The organism is Sanguibacter sp. TS_SC_8 (assembly GCF_055361235.1).
Genome location: NZ_CM143955.1, coordinates 1,008,362 through 1,025,515, shown reverse-complemented (window position 1 = coordinate 1,025,515; position 17,154 = coordinate 1,008,362). Strand labels below are relative to the sequence as shown.

Annotated in this window: 15 protein-coding genes; 11 read left to right on the top strand and 4 right to left on the bottom strand. The window is 71.6% G+C overall.

Annotation, left to right across the window (positions count from 1 at the left end; genetic code table 11):
* Positions 1-5: 5 nt before the first annotated feature.
* Both ACWA15_RS04545 and ACWA15_RS04540 read right to left on the bottom strand, forming a co-directional pair.
* Entirely contained in the window at positions 6-740 is a 735-nt protein-coding gene (locus ACWA15_RS04545; protein WP_464058251.1) for an ABC transporter permease, read from the bottom strand.
* The gene (locus ACWA15_RS04540) at positions 737-1,699 is read right to left on the bottom strand and encodes an ABC transporter ATP-binding protein (RefSeq protein WP_464058250.1); all 963 of its coding nucleotides are present in this window, start codon (positions 1,697-1,699) and stop codon (positions 737-739) included. The genes ACWA15_RS04545 and ACWA15_RS04540 overlap by 4 nt, the downstream gene beginning before the upstream one ends.
* Before the next feature lie 82 nt (positions 1,700-1,781).
* On the opposite strand from ACWA15_RS04540, the gene ACWA15_RS04535 reads away from it, so the two are divergent.
* From ACWA15_RS04535 to ACWA15_RS04485, 11 genes are all read left to right on the top strand, one after another.
* Positions 1,782-2,615: a TetR/AcrR family transcriptional regulator gene (locus tag ACWA15_RS04535; RefSeq protein ID WP_464058249.1), complete on the top strand. Its 834-nt coding sequence runs from the start codon at positions 1,782-1,784 to the stop codon at positions 2,613-2,615.
* A gap of 99 nt (positions 2,616-2,714) precedes the next feature.
* Positions 2,715-5,225: a phosphoketolase family protein gene (locus ACWA15_RS04530; protein ID WP_464058248.1), complete on the top strand. Its 2,511-nt coding sequence runs from the start codon at positions 2,715-2,717 to the stop codon at positions 5,223-5,225.
* A complete protein-coding gene (pta, locus tag ACWA15_RS04525; RefSeq protein WP_464058247.1) occupies positions 5,222-7,369 on the top strand; it encodes a phosphate acetyltransferase in 2,148 nt (715 codons plus the stop codon). Before ACWA15_RS04530 ends, pta begins: the two co-directional genes overlap by 4 nt.
* Positions 7,366-8,622 (top strand): acetate kinase, encoded by a 1,257-nt coding sequence (locus tag ACWA15_RS04520; protein WP_464058246.1) that lies wholly within the window; start codon positions 7,366-7,368, stop codon positions 8,620-8,622. Before pta ends, ACWA15_RS04520 begins: the two co-directional genes overlap by 4 nt.
* A gap of 36 nt (positions 8,623-8,658) precedes the next feature.
* The gene (locus ACWA15_RS04515) at positions 8,659-9,249 is read left to right on the top strand and encodes a gamma carbonic anhydrase family protein (protein ID WP_464058245.1); all 591 of its coding nucleotides are present in this window, start codon (positions 8,659-8,661) and stop codon (positions 9,247-9,249) included.
* Positions 9,250-9,306: 57 nt separating this feature from the next.
* Positions 9,307-9,906, top strand: coding sequence for a DUF2238 domain-containing protein (locus ACWA15_RS04510; RefSeq protein WP_464058244.1), 600 nt, complete (start codon positions 9,307-9,309; stop codon positions 9,904-9,906).
* The gene (locus ACWA15_RS04505; RefSeq protein WP_464058243.1) at positions 9,903-10,724 is read left to right on the top strand and encodes a glycosyltransferase family 2 protein; all 822 of its coding nucleotides are present in this window, start codon (positions 9,903-9,905) and stop codon (positions 10,722-10,724) included. The genes ACWA15_RS04510 and ACWA15_RS04505 overlap by 4 nt, the downstream gene beginning before the upstream one ends.
* 18 nt (positions 10,725-10,742) lie before the next feature.
* The gene (locus ACWA15_RS04500) at positions 10,743-12,140 is read left to right on the top strand and encodes a sensor histidine kinase (protein ID WP_464058242.1); all 1,398 of its coding nucleotides are present in this window, start codon (positions 10,743-10,745) and stop codon (positions 12,138-12,140) included.
* A gap of 74 nt (positions 12,141-12,214) precedes the next feature.
* Positions 12,215-12,832, top strand: a complete 618-nt coding sequence (locus ACWA15_RS04495; protein WP_464059413.1) for a response regulator — start codon at positions 12,215-12,217, stop codon at positions 12,830-12,832.
* A gap of 156 nt (positions 12,833-12,988) precedes the next feature.
* Positions 12,989-13,882, top strand: coding sequence for an ABC transporter ATP-binding protein (locus ACWA15_RS04490; protein ID WP_464058241.1), 894 nt, complete (start codon positions 12,989-12,991; stop codon positions 13,880-13,882).
* Complete coding sequence (locus tag ACWA15_RS04485; RefSeq protein WP_464058240.1) at positions 13,879-15,123, top strand: ABC transporter permease; 1,245 nt, start codon at positions 13,879-13,881, stop codon at positions 15,121-15,123. The genes ACWA15_RS04490 and ACWA15_RS04485 overlap by 4 nt, the downstream gene beginning before the upstream one ends.
* Positions 15,124-15,196: 73 nt before the next feature.
* Here ACWA15_RS04485 and ACWA15_RS04480 read toward each other — a convergent pair whose 3' ends face one another.
* Together ACWA15_RS04480 and ACWA15_RS04475 are read right to left on the bottom strand one after the other, a co-directional pair.
* Positions 15,197-16,867 carry a putative PEP-binding protein gene (locus ACWA15_RS04480; protein WP_464058239.1) on the bottom strand — a complete coding sequence of 557 codons (1,671 nt, stop codon included), beginning with the start codon at positions 16,865-16,867 and terminating at the stop codon, positions 15,197-15,199.
* Positions 16,867-17,139, bottom strand: coding sequence for an HPr family phosphocarrier protein (locus ACWA15_RS04475; RefSeq protein WP_464058238.1), 273 nt, complete (start codon positions 17,137-17,139; stop codon positions 16,867-16,869). The genes ACWA15_RS04480 and ACWA15_RS04475 overlap by 1 nt, the downstream gene beginning before the upstream one ends.
* Positions 17,140-17,154: the final 15 nt, after the last annotated feature.

Sequence of the window (17,154 nt, the reverse complement as noted above, 5' to 3'; positions counted from 1 at the left end):
GCGACTCACCCCCGTCGCCGCAGGGCAAGAGCGGCGAGCAGGACCGCACCGACGCACCACACCAGGAGCACGGCGAGCGAGGTCACCGGGAGGGTGAAGGTGGTCTGCGCCAGGGCGGACCGCATGAGCTCAGCCATCGGCTCGATCGGGAGCACCCGGTGCAGGCCGGCGAGCCACTCCGGCAGCCGCTCGGCCGGGAAGCTGATCGGGGAGAAGAGCAGGATCGCGAAGACCAACAGCTGCGTCATGAGCATGGCGATCGTCGGCGGCAGGACAGCTGCCATGGCATATCCCACCGCAGCCGCGGTCAGGGAGACACCCACCGCGGCAGGCAGCGCCCACGGCGCGATCGACAGCTCGACGCCGAAGCGCAGCACACCTGCCAGCAGCGCGAGCAGCATCCCGGGCAGTGCGACGAGGGTCCACACGGTGAGGTCAGCGGCGAGGAAGGTCAGTCGTGGCACCGGCAGCGTCATCATCCACGCCGCACTGCCCTCGGTCTTGGCCTGGCTGAGCATCTGCGGGGCCATGACCAGCCCGACCGTGATGAGCGTGACCGTCGGTGCTCCGGTCGCCAGGAAGAGCGCAGCGGTCGGGGACAGGTCGCCCATGATGATCCCGAAGCCCAGCACCGTCCCGACGGCGAGCAGCGCCTGGACCACGACGAGGATCGGCAACGACGCCGACTGGCGGCGCAACTGCCACTGGGTGAGCAGTCCGTACTGGCGCAGCGTGGTCATCGCAGGGCTCCTTCACGTGCGGGGGCGTCGCGCCGGTCGGCGACGAGCTGGATGTAGACGTCCTCGAGCGAGGCCGGGGTGATCGCGAACCGGTCCAGCGTCCCGGCCTCGACCCCGCCCTGTGCCCAGGTGACGGCGTCGGCGCTGCGGGAGATCGGGACGCTCGCCTGCGCGCGGTGGCCCTCGCGGGACACCCCGGTGACGAAGGCGGGCCAGGTGTGGTCACCTCCCGGTGGCAGGTCCACCTCGAGCTGCAGGGTGCCCCGCAGCTCATGGGTGAGCTCGGCCACGGTCCCGCGCGCCAGGACCGCGCCGCGGTCGAGGATGACGAGGTCGTCGACGGCGTGCTCGGCCTCGCGGACGTTGTGGGTCACCAGCAGGACCCCTGCCCCGTCGTCGGCGAGGCGTCGGATCTGGTTCCACAGCATCCGCCGTCGCACCGGGTCGACGTCGTTGGTGGGCTCGTCGAGGATCACGAGGGCACCGGGGACGACGGCGGTCATCGCGAAGGCGGTCAGCCGGGCCACCCCGCCGGAGACCTTGTGCGCGGGCGTGTCGGCCCACTCGGTGAGCTCAAGAGCATGGAGCAGCTCCTCGGTGCGTGCGCGGACCGAGGTCCGGGCAGAGCCGCGGATCCGCCCGACGAGCTCGATCGCACGACGCGGGGTGAGGCCCGTGATCGGGACGTTGGCCTGCGCCTGGACGCTGATCTGGCGGCGCACCTGGTCGGGCTGGGAGACGGCGTCGTACCCGGCGACGCGGATCGACCCGGCGTCGGGCCGGACGAGACCGGCGATCTGGTTCACCAGGGTCGTCTTGCCAGCCCCGTTGTGCCCGAGGAGGCCGACGACGCGTCCCGCCTCGACGGTGAGGTGGACGTGGTCGTTGGCGCGGACGGGGCTGCGTCCGCGGAAGGTCTTGGAGACGTCGTCGACGTCGAGCACAGGGTCAGGGGTCATGACGATCCTTTCAAATACCAGATGGTTTGTGATACCGGAAAGTATCAGTACCGGGTGGTATCTCACAAGGTAGAGTGGTCGGATGAGCTCACGACCCCGCGAGGAAGGCCGCCACCCGTCTCCGCTGAGCGTGGCCGCGCAGGCGCTGACGGAGGCGACCGCCGCCCTCGGCGAGGCGCTCAAGTCCGCCACCACCGACGCCACCGATGCCCTCGAGGGCGACCTCGCGCACGGCCTGCGGACAGCGGCCCGCACCGTCGAGTCCATGACGTCGAAGCTCGGCACCCGCGAGGCCCGCCGCGACCGCACCCGCCAGGACCTGCTCGCCGCGGCCACGACCGTCTTCGCCGGGCGCGGCTACGACGGAGCCTCCGTCGACGACGTCGCCGCCGCCGCGGGCTACACCAAGGGCGCCGTCTACTCCCACTTCACCTCGAAGACCGACCTCTTCCTCGGGATCTACCTGGCCCGCATCGAGGCCGCCCGGGCCGACCCGCAGAAGGCGGTCACGTTCCCGGTCCCCGACGATGCGTCGCTGGCCGGATCGCTCGCGCAGGCCCGGACAGATCCGTGGCTGCCGCTGTCCTACGAGCTGCTCCTGTTCGGCATGCGCCATCCCGAGTCCCGGGACGAGGTCGCGCGGATCTACTCAGAGCTCCTCTCGGTCACCGTCGACGCCCTTGAACCGCCCCGCACCGCGGACGACGACCCCGCCGCAACCGCGGCACAGCGCACTGCCGCGCTCGACGCGGTGCTCGTGGGGACCGCCGTCGCCCACACCCTGACCATGCTCAACACCCTCGGCGTGAAGGACGTCGACGACGCCACCGCGCTGCGTCTGGTCCGCACCCACTGGCCGCTGAGCACCGCCAGCTCACCCCGTGACGGAACTCACGGGTCCGCCCACCGCTCCTAGCACGCCCCAGCGCACTCACCTCACACCTAAGACCCACTGCGAACCACCAGCAGATACGGTTACATGAAAGCGTCATCCACAACGCCGGTAGGAGATCTGATGAGCACCACCGCAGCCGCTGATGCCACGCACACCACGCCGCAAGGCACACCCGCCTGGCGCGCCCGGCCCGACGGGCCGCTCACGCAGGACACCCTGCGCCGGGTCGACGGGTGGTGGCGCGCCGCGAACTACCTCTCGATCGGGCAGATCTACCTCCTGTCCAACCCGCTGCTGCGCACCGAGCTCTCCCGCGACGACGTCAAGCCGCGCCTGCTCGGGCACTGGGGCACCACCCCCGGCCTCAACTTCCTCTACGCCCACCTCAACCGCGCGATCGGCGAGCGCGAGGTCTCCGCGATGTACGTGACCGGCCCCGGCCACGGCGGCCCGGGACTCGTGGCGAACTCCTACCTCGAGGGCACCTACACCGAGACGTACCCGGACATCACCCAGGACACCGAGGGTGTGCGCCGCCTCTTCCGCCAGTTCTCCTTCCCCGGTGGCATCCCCAGCCACGTCGCACCGGAGACCCCCGGGTCGATCCACGAGGGCGGCGAGCTCGGCTACGCCCTCTCCCACGCCTACGGCGCGGCCTTCGACAACCCCGACCTGCTGGTCGCGGCCGTCGTCGGGGACGGCGAGGCCGAGACCGGCCCGCTCGCCACGAGCTGGCACTCCAACAAGTTCGTCAACCCCGCCAAGGACGGCGTGGTCCTGCCGATCCTGCACCTCAACGGCTACAAGATCGCCAACCCGACCGTGCTCGCACGGATCTCCGACGACGAGCTGCGCTCGCTCATGGTCGGCTACGGCCACACCCCGCACTTCTTCGTCGGCGGCTTCGACGGCGAGGACCACCTCACCGTCCACGCCCGCTTCGCCGCGCTGCTCGACGACGTGCTCGACGAGATCGCCGCGATCAAGGCCCGCGCGGCCGCCGGTGACGAGTCCCGCCCCATGTGGCCGATGATCGTCTTCCGCACCCCCAAGGGGTGGACCTGCCCGCCGGTGATCGACGGCAAGAAGGCCGAGGACTCCTGGCGCTCCCACCAGGTGCCGCTCGCGAGCGCCCGCGACACAGACGAGCATCTCCAAGTGCTGAGGCAATGGATGGAGTCCTACCGCGTCGACGAGCTCTTCGACGACGAGGGGCGTCTCGTGGCCGACGTCGCCCAGCTGGCCCCGGTCGGTGAGCTGCGGATGAGCGCCAACCCGCACACCAACGGCGGACTGGTGCTCAAGGACCTGCGGCTGCCGGACTTCCGCGACTTCGCCGTCGAGGTCCCCACCCCCGGCGGGTCCATCGCCGAGGCGACCAAGGTCCTGGGCCAGTGGCTCACCGAGGTCGTGCGGCTCAACCCGCACAACTTCCGGATCTTCGGGCCGGACGAGACCGCCTCCAACCGCCTGCAGTCCGTCTTCGACGTGACGAACAAGCAGTGGAACGCCGAGTACCTCCCCTCCGACGTCGACGACCACCTCGACCGGGCCGGACGCGTCATGGAGATGCTCTCCGAGCACCAGTGCCAGGGCTGGCTCGAGGGCTACCTGCTCACCGGACGCCACGGCCTGTTCAACTGCTACGAAGCGTTCATCCACATCATCGACTCGATGTTCAACCAGCACGCGAAGTGGCTCAAGGTCACCCGGGAGATCCCGTGGCGCCGCCCCGTCGCCTCGCTCAACTACCTGCTCTCCAGCCACGTCTGGCGTCAGGACCACAACGGCTTCTCCCACCAGGACCCGGGCTTCATCGACCACGTGGTGAACAAGAAGGCCGAGGTCGTCCGCGTCTACCTGCCGCCGGACGCCAACACCCTGCTCTCGACCTACGACCACTGCCTGCGCAGCCGCGACTACGTCAACGTCGTCGTGGCCGGCAAGCAGCCCGCCCCGAACTTCCTCACCATGGACCAGGCCGTCGCGCACTGCACCCGTGGCCTGGGGATCTGGGACTGGGCCGGCACCGAGGTCGCGGGCGAGGACCCCGACGTCGTGCTCGGCTGTGCGGGCGACGTGCCCACCCTCGAGGTGCTCGCCGCGGCCGACCTGCTGCGCCGCCACCTGCCCGAGCTCAAGGTGCGCGTCGTCAACGTCGTGGACCTCATGCGCCTGCAGGACGAGAAGGAGCACCCGCACGGGCTCTCCGACCGCGACTTCGACACCCTGTTCACCACGGACAAGCCGGTCGTCTTCGCCTACCACGGCTACCCGTGGCTGATCCACCGCCTCACCTACCGCCGCACCGGTCACCCCAACATCCACGTGCGCGGCTACAAGGAGGAGGGCACCACGACCACGCCCTTCGACATGGTCATGCTCAACGACCTCGACCGGTTCCACCTCGTCATCGACGTCATCGACCAGGTGCCGCACCTGGGGTCCAAGGCCGCGGTGCTCCGCCAGGAGATGTCCGACGCACGCCTGCGGGCCCGGGAGTACACCCGTGACCACGGCGAGGACCTTCCCGAGGTCCGCGACTGGGTCTGGCCCGACGCGGGCGACACAGCAACCGAGATCGGCGGCCCACAGGCGGCCACCACAGCAACTGGAGGCGATAACGAGTGAGCACCACCGCTCGCAGCATCTTCATCACGTCCCCCGAGGGCGAGACCGGGAAGTCGACGATCGCTCTCGGAGTGCTCGACCTGCTCACCCGCCGGGTGCAGCGGGTCGGGGTGTTCCGCCCGGTCACCCGGAGCGGGCACACGGGTACCGCGACCGCCGGGGAGGTCCCCGAGCGTGACTACGTCGTCGAGCTGCTCCTCGCCCACGACGGCGTCGACCTCACCTACGAGCAGTGCGTCGGCGTCACCTACGACGACCTGCACGCCGACCCTGAGGCCGCGCTGTCCGAGATCGTGACGAAATACCACGAGGTCTCCCGCCAGTGCGACGTCGTGGTCATCGTCGGCACGGACTACACCGACGTCGCCGGACCGACCGAGCTCGCCTACAACGCCCGCATCGCGGCGAACCTCGGCGCGCCCGTGCTGCTCGTGGTCTCCGGCAACCGCCGCACCCCGGCCGGCATCCACCAGATGTGCGAGGTGGCGATCAACGAGCTCGAGGCCAACCACGCCCAGGTGATCGGCGTCGTCGCGAACCGGTGCCTGCCCACCGACCTCGCCGAGATCCGCGCCGAGTTCGAGGGCACGTCCTCGGTCCCGGTGTGGACGGTCCCGGAGGATCCCTTCCTCATGGCACCGACCGTCAACCAGCTCATGCAGGCGGTCGGCGGCCGCCAGGTGATGGGCGACCCCCAGCTGCTCGGCCGCGAGGTGCTCGACGTCCTCGTCGGCGCCATGAACTTCGAGCACCTGCTCGACAAGCTCGCCGACGGTGCCGTCGTCATCACCCCGGGCGACCGCACCGAGGTGCTGCTCGGCCTGATCACCGCGCAGAGCGCGAAGAGCTTCCCGTCGCTGTCCGGGATCATCCTCAACGGCGGGTTCTACCCGCCGGCCTCCGTCACCGCCCTCATCGAGGACCTCGCCCCCAGCGTCCCCATCATCCAGACGGACCTGGGCACGTTCCGCACCGCGAGCGCCGCGGCGTCGGCCCGGGGACGGGTGTCCAAGGACTCCCAGCGCAAGGTGGACATCGCGCTCGCGCTCTTCGAGCAGAACGTCGACGGCGCGGCGCTGCTGGCCAGCCTCGACGTCGTGCGTCCTGAGGTGGTCACCCCGCTGATGTTCGAGTACGAGCTGCTGGCGCGGGCGCGGGCCGACCGCAAGCACATCGTGCTTCCGGAGGGTTCCGACGACCGTATCCTGCGGGCCGCCTCGACCCTGCTGCAGCGCCAGGTGGCCGACCTGACGATCCTCGGCGACGAGGAGTCCATCCGGGCCCGCGCCGTCGAGCTCGGGCTGGAGATCTCCGAGGCGAAGGTCATCGACCCGCGCAGCGGCGAGCTGCACGAGCGCTTCGCCCAGGAGTACACCCTCATGCGCGCCCACAAGGGCATGACTGTGGACCGGGCCCGGGAGATCGTCTCCTCGGTGTCCTACTTCGGCACGATGATGGTCCAGCTGGGCCTCGCCGACGGCATGGTCTCCGGCGCCGCGCACACCACGGCGCACACGATCCGCCCCGCCTTCGAGATCATCAAGACGGTGCCGGGGGTGTCCGTCGTCTCCTCGGTGTTCGTCATGTGCCTGGAGGACCGGGTCCTGGTCTACGGCGACTGCGCCGTCAACCCCGACCCGACCGCCGAGCAGCTGGCCGACATCGCGATCTCCTCCGCGGCCACCGCCGTGCAGTTCGGTGTCGAGCCGCGCATCGCGATGCTCAGCTACTCCACCGGGGAGTCCGGGACGGGCGCGGACGTCGACAAGGTCCGCGCCGCCACGGCGCTGGTCCGCGAGCGCCGTCCGGACCTCTCCGTCGAGGGGCCCATCCAGTACGACGCCGCGGTCGACGCCTCGGTCGCCGCCTCCAAGATGCCGGACTCGGCCGTCGCCGGGCGGGCCACCGTGTTCGTCTTCCCCGACCTCAACACCGGGAACAACACGTACAAGGCCGTCCAGCGGTCCGCCGGGGCCATCGCCGTCGGGCCGATCCTGCAGGGGCTGCGGATGCCCGTCAACGACCTCTCCCGCGGGGCGCTCGTGCAAGATATCGTCAACACCGTCGCGATCACCGCGATCCAGGCGCAGGCACTCTCAGCCGAGAAGGCGCGCATGACCGAAACAGGAGCTCACACCGCATGAACCCGTCGACAGGTGCCGGCGACCGCCTCAGCTCCTTCAGCGCCCACGGCGCCTCTGCAAGTGTCCTCGTCATCAACTCCGGGTCCTCCTCGGTCAAGTACCAGCTGGTCAACCCGATCGGTGGCGAGGCGATCGCCTCCGGCCTGATCGAGCGGATCGGTGAGGAGGACGGCAAGCTCACCCACAAGTTCGCCGGGAACACGACCAAGCGGACGCAGGACGTGCCCGACCACGGCACGGCGCTGCGGATCGTGCTCGACCTCTTCAACGAGCTCGGCCCCGACCTCGCCGCGGCCGACGTCGTGGCCGTGGGTCACCGCGTCGTCCAGGGTGGCAGCAAGTTCTCCGGACCGGTGATCATCGACGACCAGGTCGTCGAGGACATCCGGGCCCTCATCCCGCTCGCTCCCCTGCACAACCCGGGGCACGTGCGCGGCATCGAGGTCGCCCGGGCGCTGCTGCCGGACGTCCCGCACGTGGCGATCTTCGACACCGCGTTCTTCCAGACCCTGCCCGAGGCCGCGTACACGTACGCGATCGACGCGGAGCTGGCCAAGGAGCACGGGATCCGCCGGTACGGCTTCCACGGCACGAGCCACCAGTACGTCTCGGGCAAGGTCTCCCGGGTGCTCGGGCGCAGGCTCGAAGACCTCAACCAGATCGTGCTGCACCTGGGCAACGGCGCGTCCGCGTCGGCGATCAAGGGCGGCGTCGCCGTCGAGACCTCGATGGGCCTCACCCCGCTCGAAGGCCTCGTCATGGGCACCCGGTCCGGGGACATCGACCCCGCGATCGTCTTCCACCTGCACCGCAACGCCGGGATGTCGATCGACGAGATCGACGACCTGCTCAACAAGAGGTCCGGCCTCAAGGGCCTGGCCGGCGACAACGACTTCCGCGGTCTGCACGACCTCGTCGACGCCGGTCACGAGGGCGCCAAGCTGGCCCTGGACGTCTACATCCACCGGCTGAAGAAGTACATCGGCGCCTACCACGCGATCCTGGGACGCGTCGACGTCATCGTCTTCACCGCCGGAGCGGGCGAGAACGACGAGATCGTGCGCCGTCTCACCGTGGCTGGTCTGGAGAGCCTGGGCATCGCGATCGACCCGGCCCGCAACGACGAACGGTCCAAGGAGCCTCGGATCATCTCCCCCGACTGGACCTCGACGCTCGTCATGGTCGTCCCGACCAACGAGGAGCTGGCCATCGCCCGCCAGTGCATCGCCCTCATCGACGGCACCGCGGCCTGACCGTCCCTGTCGGCCGACAGTGGGTAGGGTCTGCCCATGCTCATCGAACACCGAGGTCATGTCCCCTCCGTCCACGACTCCGCCTACGTCGCACCGGCCGCGGTGCTCTGCGGTGATGTCGTGGTCGGGCCGGGGACACGGGTGCTCCATGGCGCGGTCCTGACCGCCGAGGACGGTCAGGTCCGCGTCGGGCACGACGTCGTCATCATGGAGAACGCTGTCGTCAAGGGCCGTGCCGGTCACCCGGCCGTCATCGGCGACTTCGTCCTCGTCGGGCCCCACGCCCACGTCAACGGGGCTGAGGTCCGCGCTGGAGCGTTCATCGCGACGGGCGCCTCGCTGTTCCCCGGCGCGGTCGTCGGCAACGGCGCGGAGGTTCGTGTCAACGCCGTGGTCCAGGTGAACACGACCGTCGAGGCCGGGGCCGTCGTCCCGATCGGCTGGGTCGCGGTCGGCACGCCCGCAACGATCTGCCCCCCGGACCGCCACGACGACATCTGGGCCGTGCAGCGCGGGCTCGACTTCCCCGGCACCGTCTATGGTGTCCCGCGCGGCACGTCGATGCAGGCGATCATGACCGGCCAGTCGGCGTACTACGGGGCGCACACCGACGACGTCGTGATCTGAGCAGCCGGCCCTCGCCGGTGCGTGGCGACGATCGGCGTGCGCCGTTAGGCTGACCCGATGACACACGCCGCGGGATCACGCCTCCCGCGCGTCCTCCTCCACCTGGCCGACGGCGTCCGCGTCCTGGGTGTGGTGAGCATCCTCGCCGCGGCCGTGTGGCTCGGGGGTGTCGACGTCGCCCTCTTCGCGCTCGTGCTGGGCGGCCTCATCGTGCCGCGGGTCCTGGGCACACCTCCCGGCGTCGACCTCGCGACCGGAGCGACGCTGCTCGCCGCCGGCTGGATCGCGGTCCTCGGGCTCTTCGAGGTCGTCGGCCCCCTCGACCTCATCATGCACTGGGCGGCCAACGGCCTGCTCGCGGTCGTGGCGTACGACCTCCTCGTCCGGCTCGAGGTCGTCCCCGCGGTCGACGCCGCGCCCGTAGCGGGCCTGCCTTCCCGCGCGCGGGCCGGCGTCGTCGTGGTGACCACGGCCGTCGGGATCACCCTCGGTCTGCTCTGGGAGCTCGGGGAGTGGGCCGGCCACACCTTCCTCGACGACACCATCAACGTCGGGTACACCGACACCCTGGGCGACCTCGTCGCCGGTGGTCTCGGATCCCTCCTCGGCGCGTTCCTCCTCCTCGCCCACCGCCCTCCGCACCGAGAGTCCCGATGATCCGCCTCTCCGTCATCATCCCTGTCCTCGACGACGCCAGGCACCTCGACCTGTGCCTGCGCGCCCTCGCGCTCCAGACGGTCGCGCCCTTCGAGGTGGTCGTCGTCGACAACGGGTCGACCGACGACAGCGCGGCCGTCGCCACCCGGCACGGCGCGCGGGTGGTCCGGGAGCCGGTCCGTGGCATCCCCGCCGCCGCCTCCTGCGGCTACGACGCGGCCCGCGGGGACATCATCGTGCGCTGCGACGCGGACACCCGACCACCGGTCACGTGGCTCGAGCAGGTGCTCGACGCCTTCACGCAGGACCCCGGCCTCGCCGCCGTCACCGGACCGGGGACCTTCTACGACCTGCCGGCGGTCCGGGGCTGGTTCGCCCGGGTCTTCTACATGCGCGGCTACTACTGGGGCATCCACGCCGCTCTTGCCGGTGTCCCGCTGTGGGGGTCGAACATGGCCCTGCGCCGCGTGGTCTGGCTCGAGGTGCGCGACCAGGTCTCCCGCACGGACCCGCGGGTGCACGACGACATCGAGCTGAGCTTCCAGCTCACGACCTCGATGCGGGTGCGCTACCACCGTGACCTCGTCGTGGGTGTGTCGGGGCGCACCTTCGCCAGCCCGGCCGCCTTCTGGCGACGTCTCGACTGGGCTGTCCACACCCTCGACGTCAACTGGCGCCGGACTCCGCCGTGGGACCGCTGGCGGGCCCGGCTGCGCCCCGGGGTGCAGGCCGTCCACCCTGCTCCCCGCCCCACTCCCGGCCCCACTCCGCGCCCCACTCCCGGCGACCCCGTCGAGGTTGCCGGGTCTGTCCCCTGATGGCGTAGTGTGCCAGCCATGCCTGAGCCGACCACCCGAACGATCCCGGACCGGCTCAACGCCTGGCTCAACGACGTCGAGGAGCCCCAGTGGGAACGTCCCTCGCCCACACCGCAGCAGATTCGCCACGACGTCTACGGGGCGCTCGGGCTCGTCGCGGTCGCGCTGGTCACCCTGGTGATGTCCCGGAGCATGCAGGAGGCCCCCGAGGGCGAAGGGACCTGGGCAGCCTACGGTGCGCTCGTCCTCATGATCGCCCCGCTCGCCGTGCGGCGGCGTCTCCCGCTGACCGTCCTCGTGCTCTCCAGCGGGTTGTTCCTCACCCTCAGCTATGCGGCGCCGTCGGTCGCCTACGAGGTCGCCTTCCAGATCGCCTACTTCGCTGCGCTCTACGCCGCCGTCGCGTGGGCCCGCGACCGGCGGGCCCTGTGGATCGCCATGGGGCTCGTGCTCCTCACCATGACCCTCTGGCTGGTCATCACGTTCACGATGGTGTCCGGATTCGAGGCCATGCTCCGGCCGGAGACGCATCCCGAGGGACCGGTCTCCCTCCTCGTCGCGGCGGTCGTGTACACAGCCGTCATCAACCTCGCCTACTTCGGCGGTGCCATCGCGGCCGGGCGGGCCTCGTGGCGCAGCGCCCTGGCGCGCACCCGGCTGGTCCAGCAGGCCGAGCGCATCCACGCCCAGGGCGACGAGCTCGCGCGCCGCGCCGTCGTCGACGAACGGCTGCGCATCGCCCGCGAGCTGCACGACGTCGTCGCGCACCACGTGTCGGTCATCGGGGTGCAGGCGGGCGCCGCCCGCACGGTCCTCACCCGGGACCCCGACGCCGCCTCCGAGGCGCTGCGGGGCATCGAGGGGTCGAGCCGGCAGGCCGTGACCGACATGCGGGCCCTGCTCGGGGTGCTGCGCACCGAGACCGACACCGAGCGCACCGGCGGTGACAGCCGCGCCCCCGAGCCCGGGCTGTCCGAGCTCGGGGACCTCGTCGAGGTGCATCGCGGCGCCGGTCTGACGGTCGATCTCACGATCGTCGAGGACGCCGGCGCGCTGGACACCGTGCCGGGACCGGTCGCACTGTCCCTGTTCCGCACCGTGCAGGAGTCGCTGGCGAACGTCGTCCGGCACTCCACCGCCGCCCGCGCCAGCGTCTCGGTGCGCACCGGCGCGCCCGTGACCGGTCCGCGCTGGGTCGAGGTCGAGGTCGTCGACGACGGCCATCCTCGGGACGGCTCGGGCGGGTCCGGCTACGGTCTGCGCGGCATCGAGGAGCGGGTGGCGCTGCACCGCGGCGAGGCGGAGGTCGGACCCCGCCGCACCGGCACCGGGTGGAGGGTCCGGGTCCGCCTGCCGCTCGCCGCCCTTGACACGTCCCCCGCCCTCGCCACCTCGCAGAAGGACACCTCCTCGTGACGCACCCGCCCCGCCCCGCCCCCGTCCGGGTCCTGCTCGTCGACGACCACGCCCTCGTGCGGTCGGGCTTCGCCATGGTGCTCTCGGTCGAGGACGACATCGAGGTCGTCGGTCAGGCGGCCGACGGGCGCGCGGCGATCGCCGCCCTCGCCGAGCACCCGGCCGACGTCGTGCTCATGGACGTGCAGATGCCCGTCATGGACGGGATCGCCGCGACCCAGGAGATCGTCGCCGCGGGGCTGGCGAAGGTCATCATCCTCACCACCTTCGACCGCGACGACTACCTCTTCGACGCCCTCGCCGCCGGCGCGAGCGGGTTCCTGCTCAAGAACGCCGACCCGCAGGACCTCGTCGACGCGGTCCACGCCGTGGCGCAGGGACACGCGCTGCTCGCCCCCGAGGCGACGCTCAAGGTCATCTCCCGGCTCGTCGGGGCGACGTCGTCGGCCACCTCGGAACCGCCGGCACCGTCACTCGCTCCCCCGATCCCTGTCGCGCTCACCCCGCGCGAGCTCGAGGTCCTCGAGCTGCTCGCCGACGGGCTCTCCAACGCCGAGATCGCCGCACGGCTCTTCCTCGGGGAGTCGACCGTGAAGACCTACGTCTCCAACGTCCTCGCCAAGACCGAGTCCCGCGACCGCGTCCAGGCGGTCATCTTCGCCTACCGCAACGGGCTCCAGCGCGGCCGGTGACAGCGCAGGAGACGACCCCCGCGGTCCGTCCCCTCCTCCGCGGGGAGGAGGCGGCGCCCCCTCCCCCGCACCCACCCCGGCTGACGTTCCCCCTGATGGGGGAGTTGCCGGCAGGTCTGCGTCCCTAGGCTGGGACGGACGCAGGAAAGGACACTCATGACTGACACACCCGCGCTCCAGGTGCGCAACCTCACCCGACGCTTCGGCGACGCGACCGCCGTCGACGACGTCTCCTTCACGGTCCAGCCCGGCCAGATGACCGGGTTCGTGGGGGCGAACGGCGCCGGCAAGACGACGACCATGCGGATGATCATGGGCGTGCTCACCGTGCACGGCGGCGACGTCCTGTGGGGCGATCGGCCGATCACCGCACGCGACCGCACCCGCTTCGGCTACATGCCTGAGGAGCGCGGCCTCTACCCCAAGCAGCCGATCCTCGACCAGCTCAGCTACCTCGGTCAGCTGCGCGGGATGACCCGCAAGGACGCCGCGACCGAGGCCACCCGCATGCTCGAGCGCTTCGGGCTGGGCGGGCGGCTCAAGGACAAGCTCGAGTCGCTCTCCCTCGGCAACCAGCAGCGCGTGCAGATCACCGCCTCGCTGCTGCACCGCCCGACGGCGCTCGTCCTCGACGAGCCCTTCTCCGGCCTGGACCCGGTCGCCGTCGACTCCATGGTCGACCTCCTGCGCGACCGGCTCCGGGAGGGCGTCCCGGTGCTCTTCTCCAGCCACCAGCTCGACCTCGTCGACCGGCTGTGCGACTCCCTCGTCGTCCTGGCCGGCGGCAAGGTCATGGCCGCCGGCACCAGCGCCGAGCTGCGGTCCCGCGGCCCGCGGCAGTTCACCCTGACCACCGCACCCGACGCCGGCTGGCTGCGCGGCGTCCCCGGGGCACGCGTCGTCGACGTCGACGGTGCGCGCGCCGTCCTCGAGCTCGACGACGACGCCGCGAAGGACCGTGTGCTCCGCGAGGCCGTCGACCGCGGGATGAGCGAGTTCAGCCCGATCGTGGCGTCCCTGTCCGACATCTACCGGGAGGTCACACGATGACTGCCGCGACCGTCACCCCGACCAGCCCCCCTGCACCCGCGCCAGGCTTCGCACCCGCGGTCGAGCTCTCCCCGGTGAAGAACCCGTGGCTCGTGGTGACCGTCCGCGAGATCATGGTCAAGCTCACCGACCGCAGCTTCCTCATCTCGACGGCGGTCACCGTCGCCCTCATCATCGCCGGCGTCGGGCTCTCCGCCTTCCTCGGGTCCCGCTCCACCGACCACACGGTCGTCGTGGCATCCTCGGACGCGGCCGCCATCGCCTCGGCCGCCACCACGGAGATCACCGCGGGCGACTCGGGCGACACGCTCACGGTCACCGAGGTCGCCGACGCGGAGGCGGCGCGCCAGCAGGTCCGCGACGGCGACGCCGACGCCGCGCTCCTGGCCACCGAGGACGGCTGGTCCCTCGTCGGAGCGGAGAGCATCGACGACTCTCTCGCCGCGGCGCTCACCACGAGCGTGACGTCCTCGGTCCTGGCCGCCAACGCCGAGGCCGCGGGCACGACCGTGGCAGTCCTCACCGCAGGGTCGGAGGTCACGACCGACCTCCTTGAGGGCAGCGACGAGCGCAACGCCCTCAAGGCCGCAGCGGCCTTCATCTTCGCCTTCCTCTTCTACATGGCGGCGCTGATCTTCGGGATGGCGATCGCCAACTCCGTCCTCGAGGAGAAGCAGAACCGGGTCGTGGAGATCCTCGCGACCGCCATCCCGATCCGCCAGCTGCTCTACGGCAAGGTGATCGGCAACTCGCTGCTCGCCTTCGCCCAGATCGGGCTCTTCGCGGTGGTCGGGCTCGTCGCGGTCAACGTCACCGGGGCCGCGAGCGACATCGGCTGGCTGCTCGGCGCGTCCGGATGGTTCATCGCGTTCTTCGTCGTCGGCTTCACCGCGCTGGCGGCAGTCTGGGCCGTGCTCGGGTCCCTCGCGAGCCGCACCGAGGATCTGCAGTCCAACACCGGGCCGATCACGACGGTCATCATGGTCGCGCTCTTCGTCGGGCTCTTCGCCGACGGCGTGTGGCTCACGGTGGCCTCCTACGTGCCGGTCGTGTCCTCCGTCGCGATGCCCGTCCGCCTGCTCGACGGCGACGTCGCCCTGTGGGAGCCGATCGTCTCCCTGCTCGTCGTGGTCGTGGCCGCCTATGCCCTGCTGCGTCTGGGTGAGCGTGTCTACCAGCGGGCGGTCATGCAGGGAGGCACGGCGCTCAAGTGGCGCCAGGCCTTCAAGCTCGAGGTCTGAGCCGGCGGCACGCGAAAGACCCGCCGCGGGAAGCATGTGTCCCTGCGGCGGGTCTTCTCGTGTGCGGACCTGGCTACAGGCCGAGCACCTCAGCCGTCCCCGGGGCCAGCGCGGCGACCGCGGCGGCCCGGGCCTGCGGCGCGGACGAGGCGCCCAGGGCCGCCTGCGCGACGGCCTCGGCCTGGGCCTGGGTGTGCTGGGCGAGGGCGTAGCGCACGAGCGGGACCGCGCCGGCAGACATCGACAGCGAGGTGACGCCCAGGCCGGTCAGCACGACCGCCATGACCGGGTCGGAGGCGGACTCCCCGCACACCCCGGCGGGTTTGCCCGCCCGGCGCCCGGCCGCCGCGGTCGCGGCGACGAGGTCGAGCACGGCCGGCTGCCAGAGGTTGATGAGGTCGGAGAGCTCCCCCCGCAGCCGGTCGGTCGCCATGACGTACTGGGCGAGGTCGTTCGTGCCCATCGAGACGAAGTCGACCTCGGCGAGGATCGCGTCCGCGCGCAGCGCCGCCGCGGGGACCTCGACCATGACCCCGACCGTGGTGATCCCGTGCCGGTGGGCCGCGGCCGCGAAGTCGCGGGCCTCCGCCGGTGTCGAGATCATCGGCGCCATGACCCAGGGCTGGACGCCGGTGGCCTGCTGAGCGTCGGCGAGCGCGGCGAGCTGGGTCTCCAGGAGCTCGGGGACGGTGCGCACCAGGCGGTAGCCGCGCACCCCGAGGGCCGGGTTCTCCTCGTCGGGCTGGGTCGCGAAGGCCAGCGGCTTGTCCGCCCCCGCGTCGAGGGTGCGGACCACGACCTTGCGTCCGGCGAAGGTCCGGAGCACGCGGGAGTAGACCTCCGCCTGCTCCTCGCGGGTCGGCGCGCTCGTCCGGTCGAGGAAGAGCACCTCGGTGCGGAAGAGCCCCACACCTTCGACGCCGCTCCCGGCGACGCGTTCGGCGTCCTCGGCGGTCCCGATGTTGGCGAGCAGGTTGACGCCGATCCCGTCCGCCGTCGCGCCCGGGGAGGTGTCCTCGGCGAGGCGGCGGGCGACGTCGGCGCGCCGGGCGAAGGCCTGGGCGACCTCGGGCGCGGGGTCCACCTCGAGGGTGCCGGCGGCCGCGTCGACGGCGACGACGGCTCCCTCGGCGAGGTCCATCGCCCCCGCGACCCGGACCAGGCAGGGGATGGCCCGCTGCCCGGCGATGATCGCGGTGTGGCTCGTCGTCCCGCCGAGCTCGGTGACGATCGCCAGGACGAGGGACAGGTCGAGCGCCGCGGTGTCGGCGGGAGCCAGGTCCTGCGCGACGACGACCGAGGGGACGGCCAGGTGCGGGACCCCCGGTGCGGGCAGGCCGAGGATGTGCGCGGCCACCCGGTCACGCACGCTGCGCAGGTCGGTGACCCGCTCGGCGAGCATCCCCCCGGCCTTGGTGAACATGTCGACGAAGCCGCCCACCACGGCGTCGAGGGCGGTGACCGGCGGTTCGCCCGCGGCGACCTTGGCGAGCGTCTGCTTGCGCAGCGCCCGGTCCTCGGCCATCTGGGCGGTGGCGCCCAGGACCGCGACGGCGGCCCCCTCGGCCGAGTCGGCCTGCGCGCGCAGGCCGGCCGCGACCGCGTCGAAGGCCGCGACGACGTCGGCCGCGGCTGCTGCGGAGTCCTCGGGCACGGGTTCGTGGGCGGGTGCCGCCGGGGCCGGGGCGATGCGGACGACCGGTCCGATCACCGCCCCGCGGCCGACACCCGCCCCGGTGAGCATCACGGCTCCTCGTCGAGGTCTGTGGCCAGCAGCGCGACGAGCTCGTCGAGCACGCGGTCGGCGTCGGGCCCGTCGGCGGTGAGCGTCACCTCGGCGCCGCTGGGGACGCCGAGGGACATGACGAGCAGGATGCTCGCCGCGTCCACGGGTTCGTCGTCCCCGTGGGCGATGAGGACGTCGACGCCGGAGTCGGCGGCGGCCTGGGTGAAGATCGAGGCGGGACGCGCGTGGAGCCCCGAGCTGGAGGCGACGGCAACGGTTCGTGTCGACATGGTGTGTCCTTACTG

Coding starts and splice junctions, on each gene's coding strand:
- ACWA15_RS04515 (WP_464058245.1), top strand. CDS start 8,659: ATGCTCATCGAACACCGAGGTCATGTCCCCTCCGTCCACGACTCCGCC.
- ACWA15_RS04480 (WP_464058239.1), bottom strand. CDS start 16,867: ATGCTCACCGGGGCGGGTGTCGGCCGCGGGGCGGTGATCGGACCGGTC.
- ACWA15_RS04475 (WP_464058238.1), bottom strand. CDS start 17,139: ATGTCGACACGAACCGTTGCCGTCGCCTCCAGCTCGGGGCTCCACGCG.
- ACWA15_RS04485 (WP_464058240.1), top strand. CDS start 13,879: ATGACTGCCGCGACCGTCACCCCGACCAGCCCCCCTGCACCCGCGCCA.
- ACWA15_RS04505 (WP_464058243.1), top strand. CDS start 9,903: ATGATCCGCCTCTCCGTCATCATCCCTGTCCTCGACGACGCCAGGCAC.
- ACWA15_RS04500 (WP_464058242.1), top strand. CDS start 10,743: ATGCCTGAGCCGACCACCCGAACGATCCCGGACCGGCTCAACGCCTGG.
- ACWA15_RS04535 (WP_464058249.1), top strand. CDS start 1,782: ATGAGCTCACGACCCCGCGAGGAAGGCCGCCACCCGTCTCCGCTGAGC.
- ACWA15_RS04490 (WP_464058241.1), top strand. CDS start 12,989: ATGACTGACACACCCGCGCTCCAGGTGCGCAACCTCACCCGACGCTTC.
- ACWA15_RS04540 (WP_464058250.1), bottom strand. CDS start 1,699: ATGACCCCTGACCCTGTGCTCGACGTCGACGACGTCTCCAAGACCTTC.
- ACWA15_RS04510 (WP_464058244.1), top strand. CDS start 9,307: ATGACACACGCCGCGGGATCACGCCTCCCGCGCGTCCTCCTCCACCTG.
- ACWA15_RS04530 (WP_464058248.1), top strand. CDS start 2,715: ATGAGCACCACCGCAGCCGCTGATGCCACGCACACCACGCCGCAAGGC.
- ACWA15_RS04520 (WP_464058246.1), top strand. CDS start 7,366: ATGAACCCGTCGACAGGTGCCGGCGACCGCCTCAGCTCCTTCAGCGCC.
- ACWA15_RS04495 (WP_464059413.1), top strand. CDS start 12,215: ATGGTGCTCTCGGTCGAGGACGACATCGAGGTCGTCGGTCAGGCGGCC.
- ACWA15_RS04545 (WP_464058251.1), bottom strand. CDS start 740: ATGACCACGCTGCGCCAGTACGGACTGCTCACCCAGTGGCAGTTGCGC.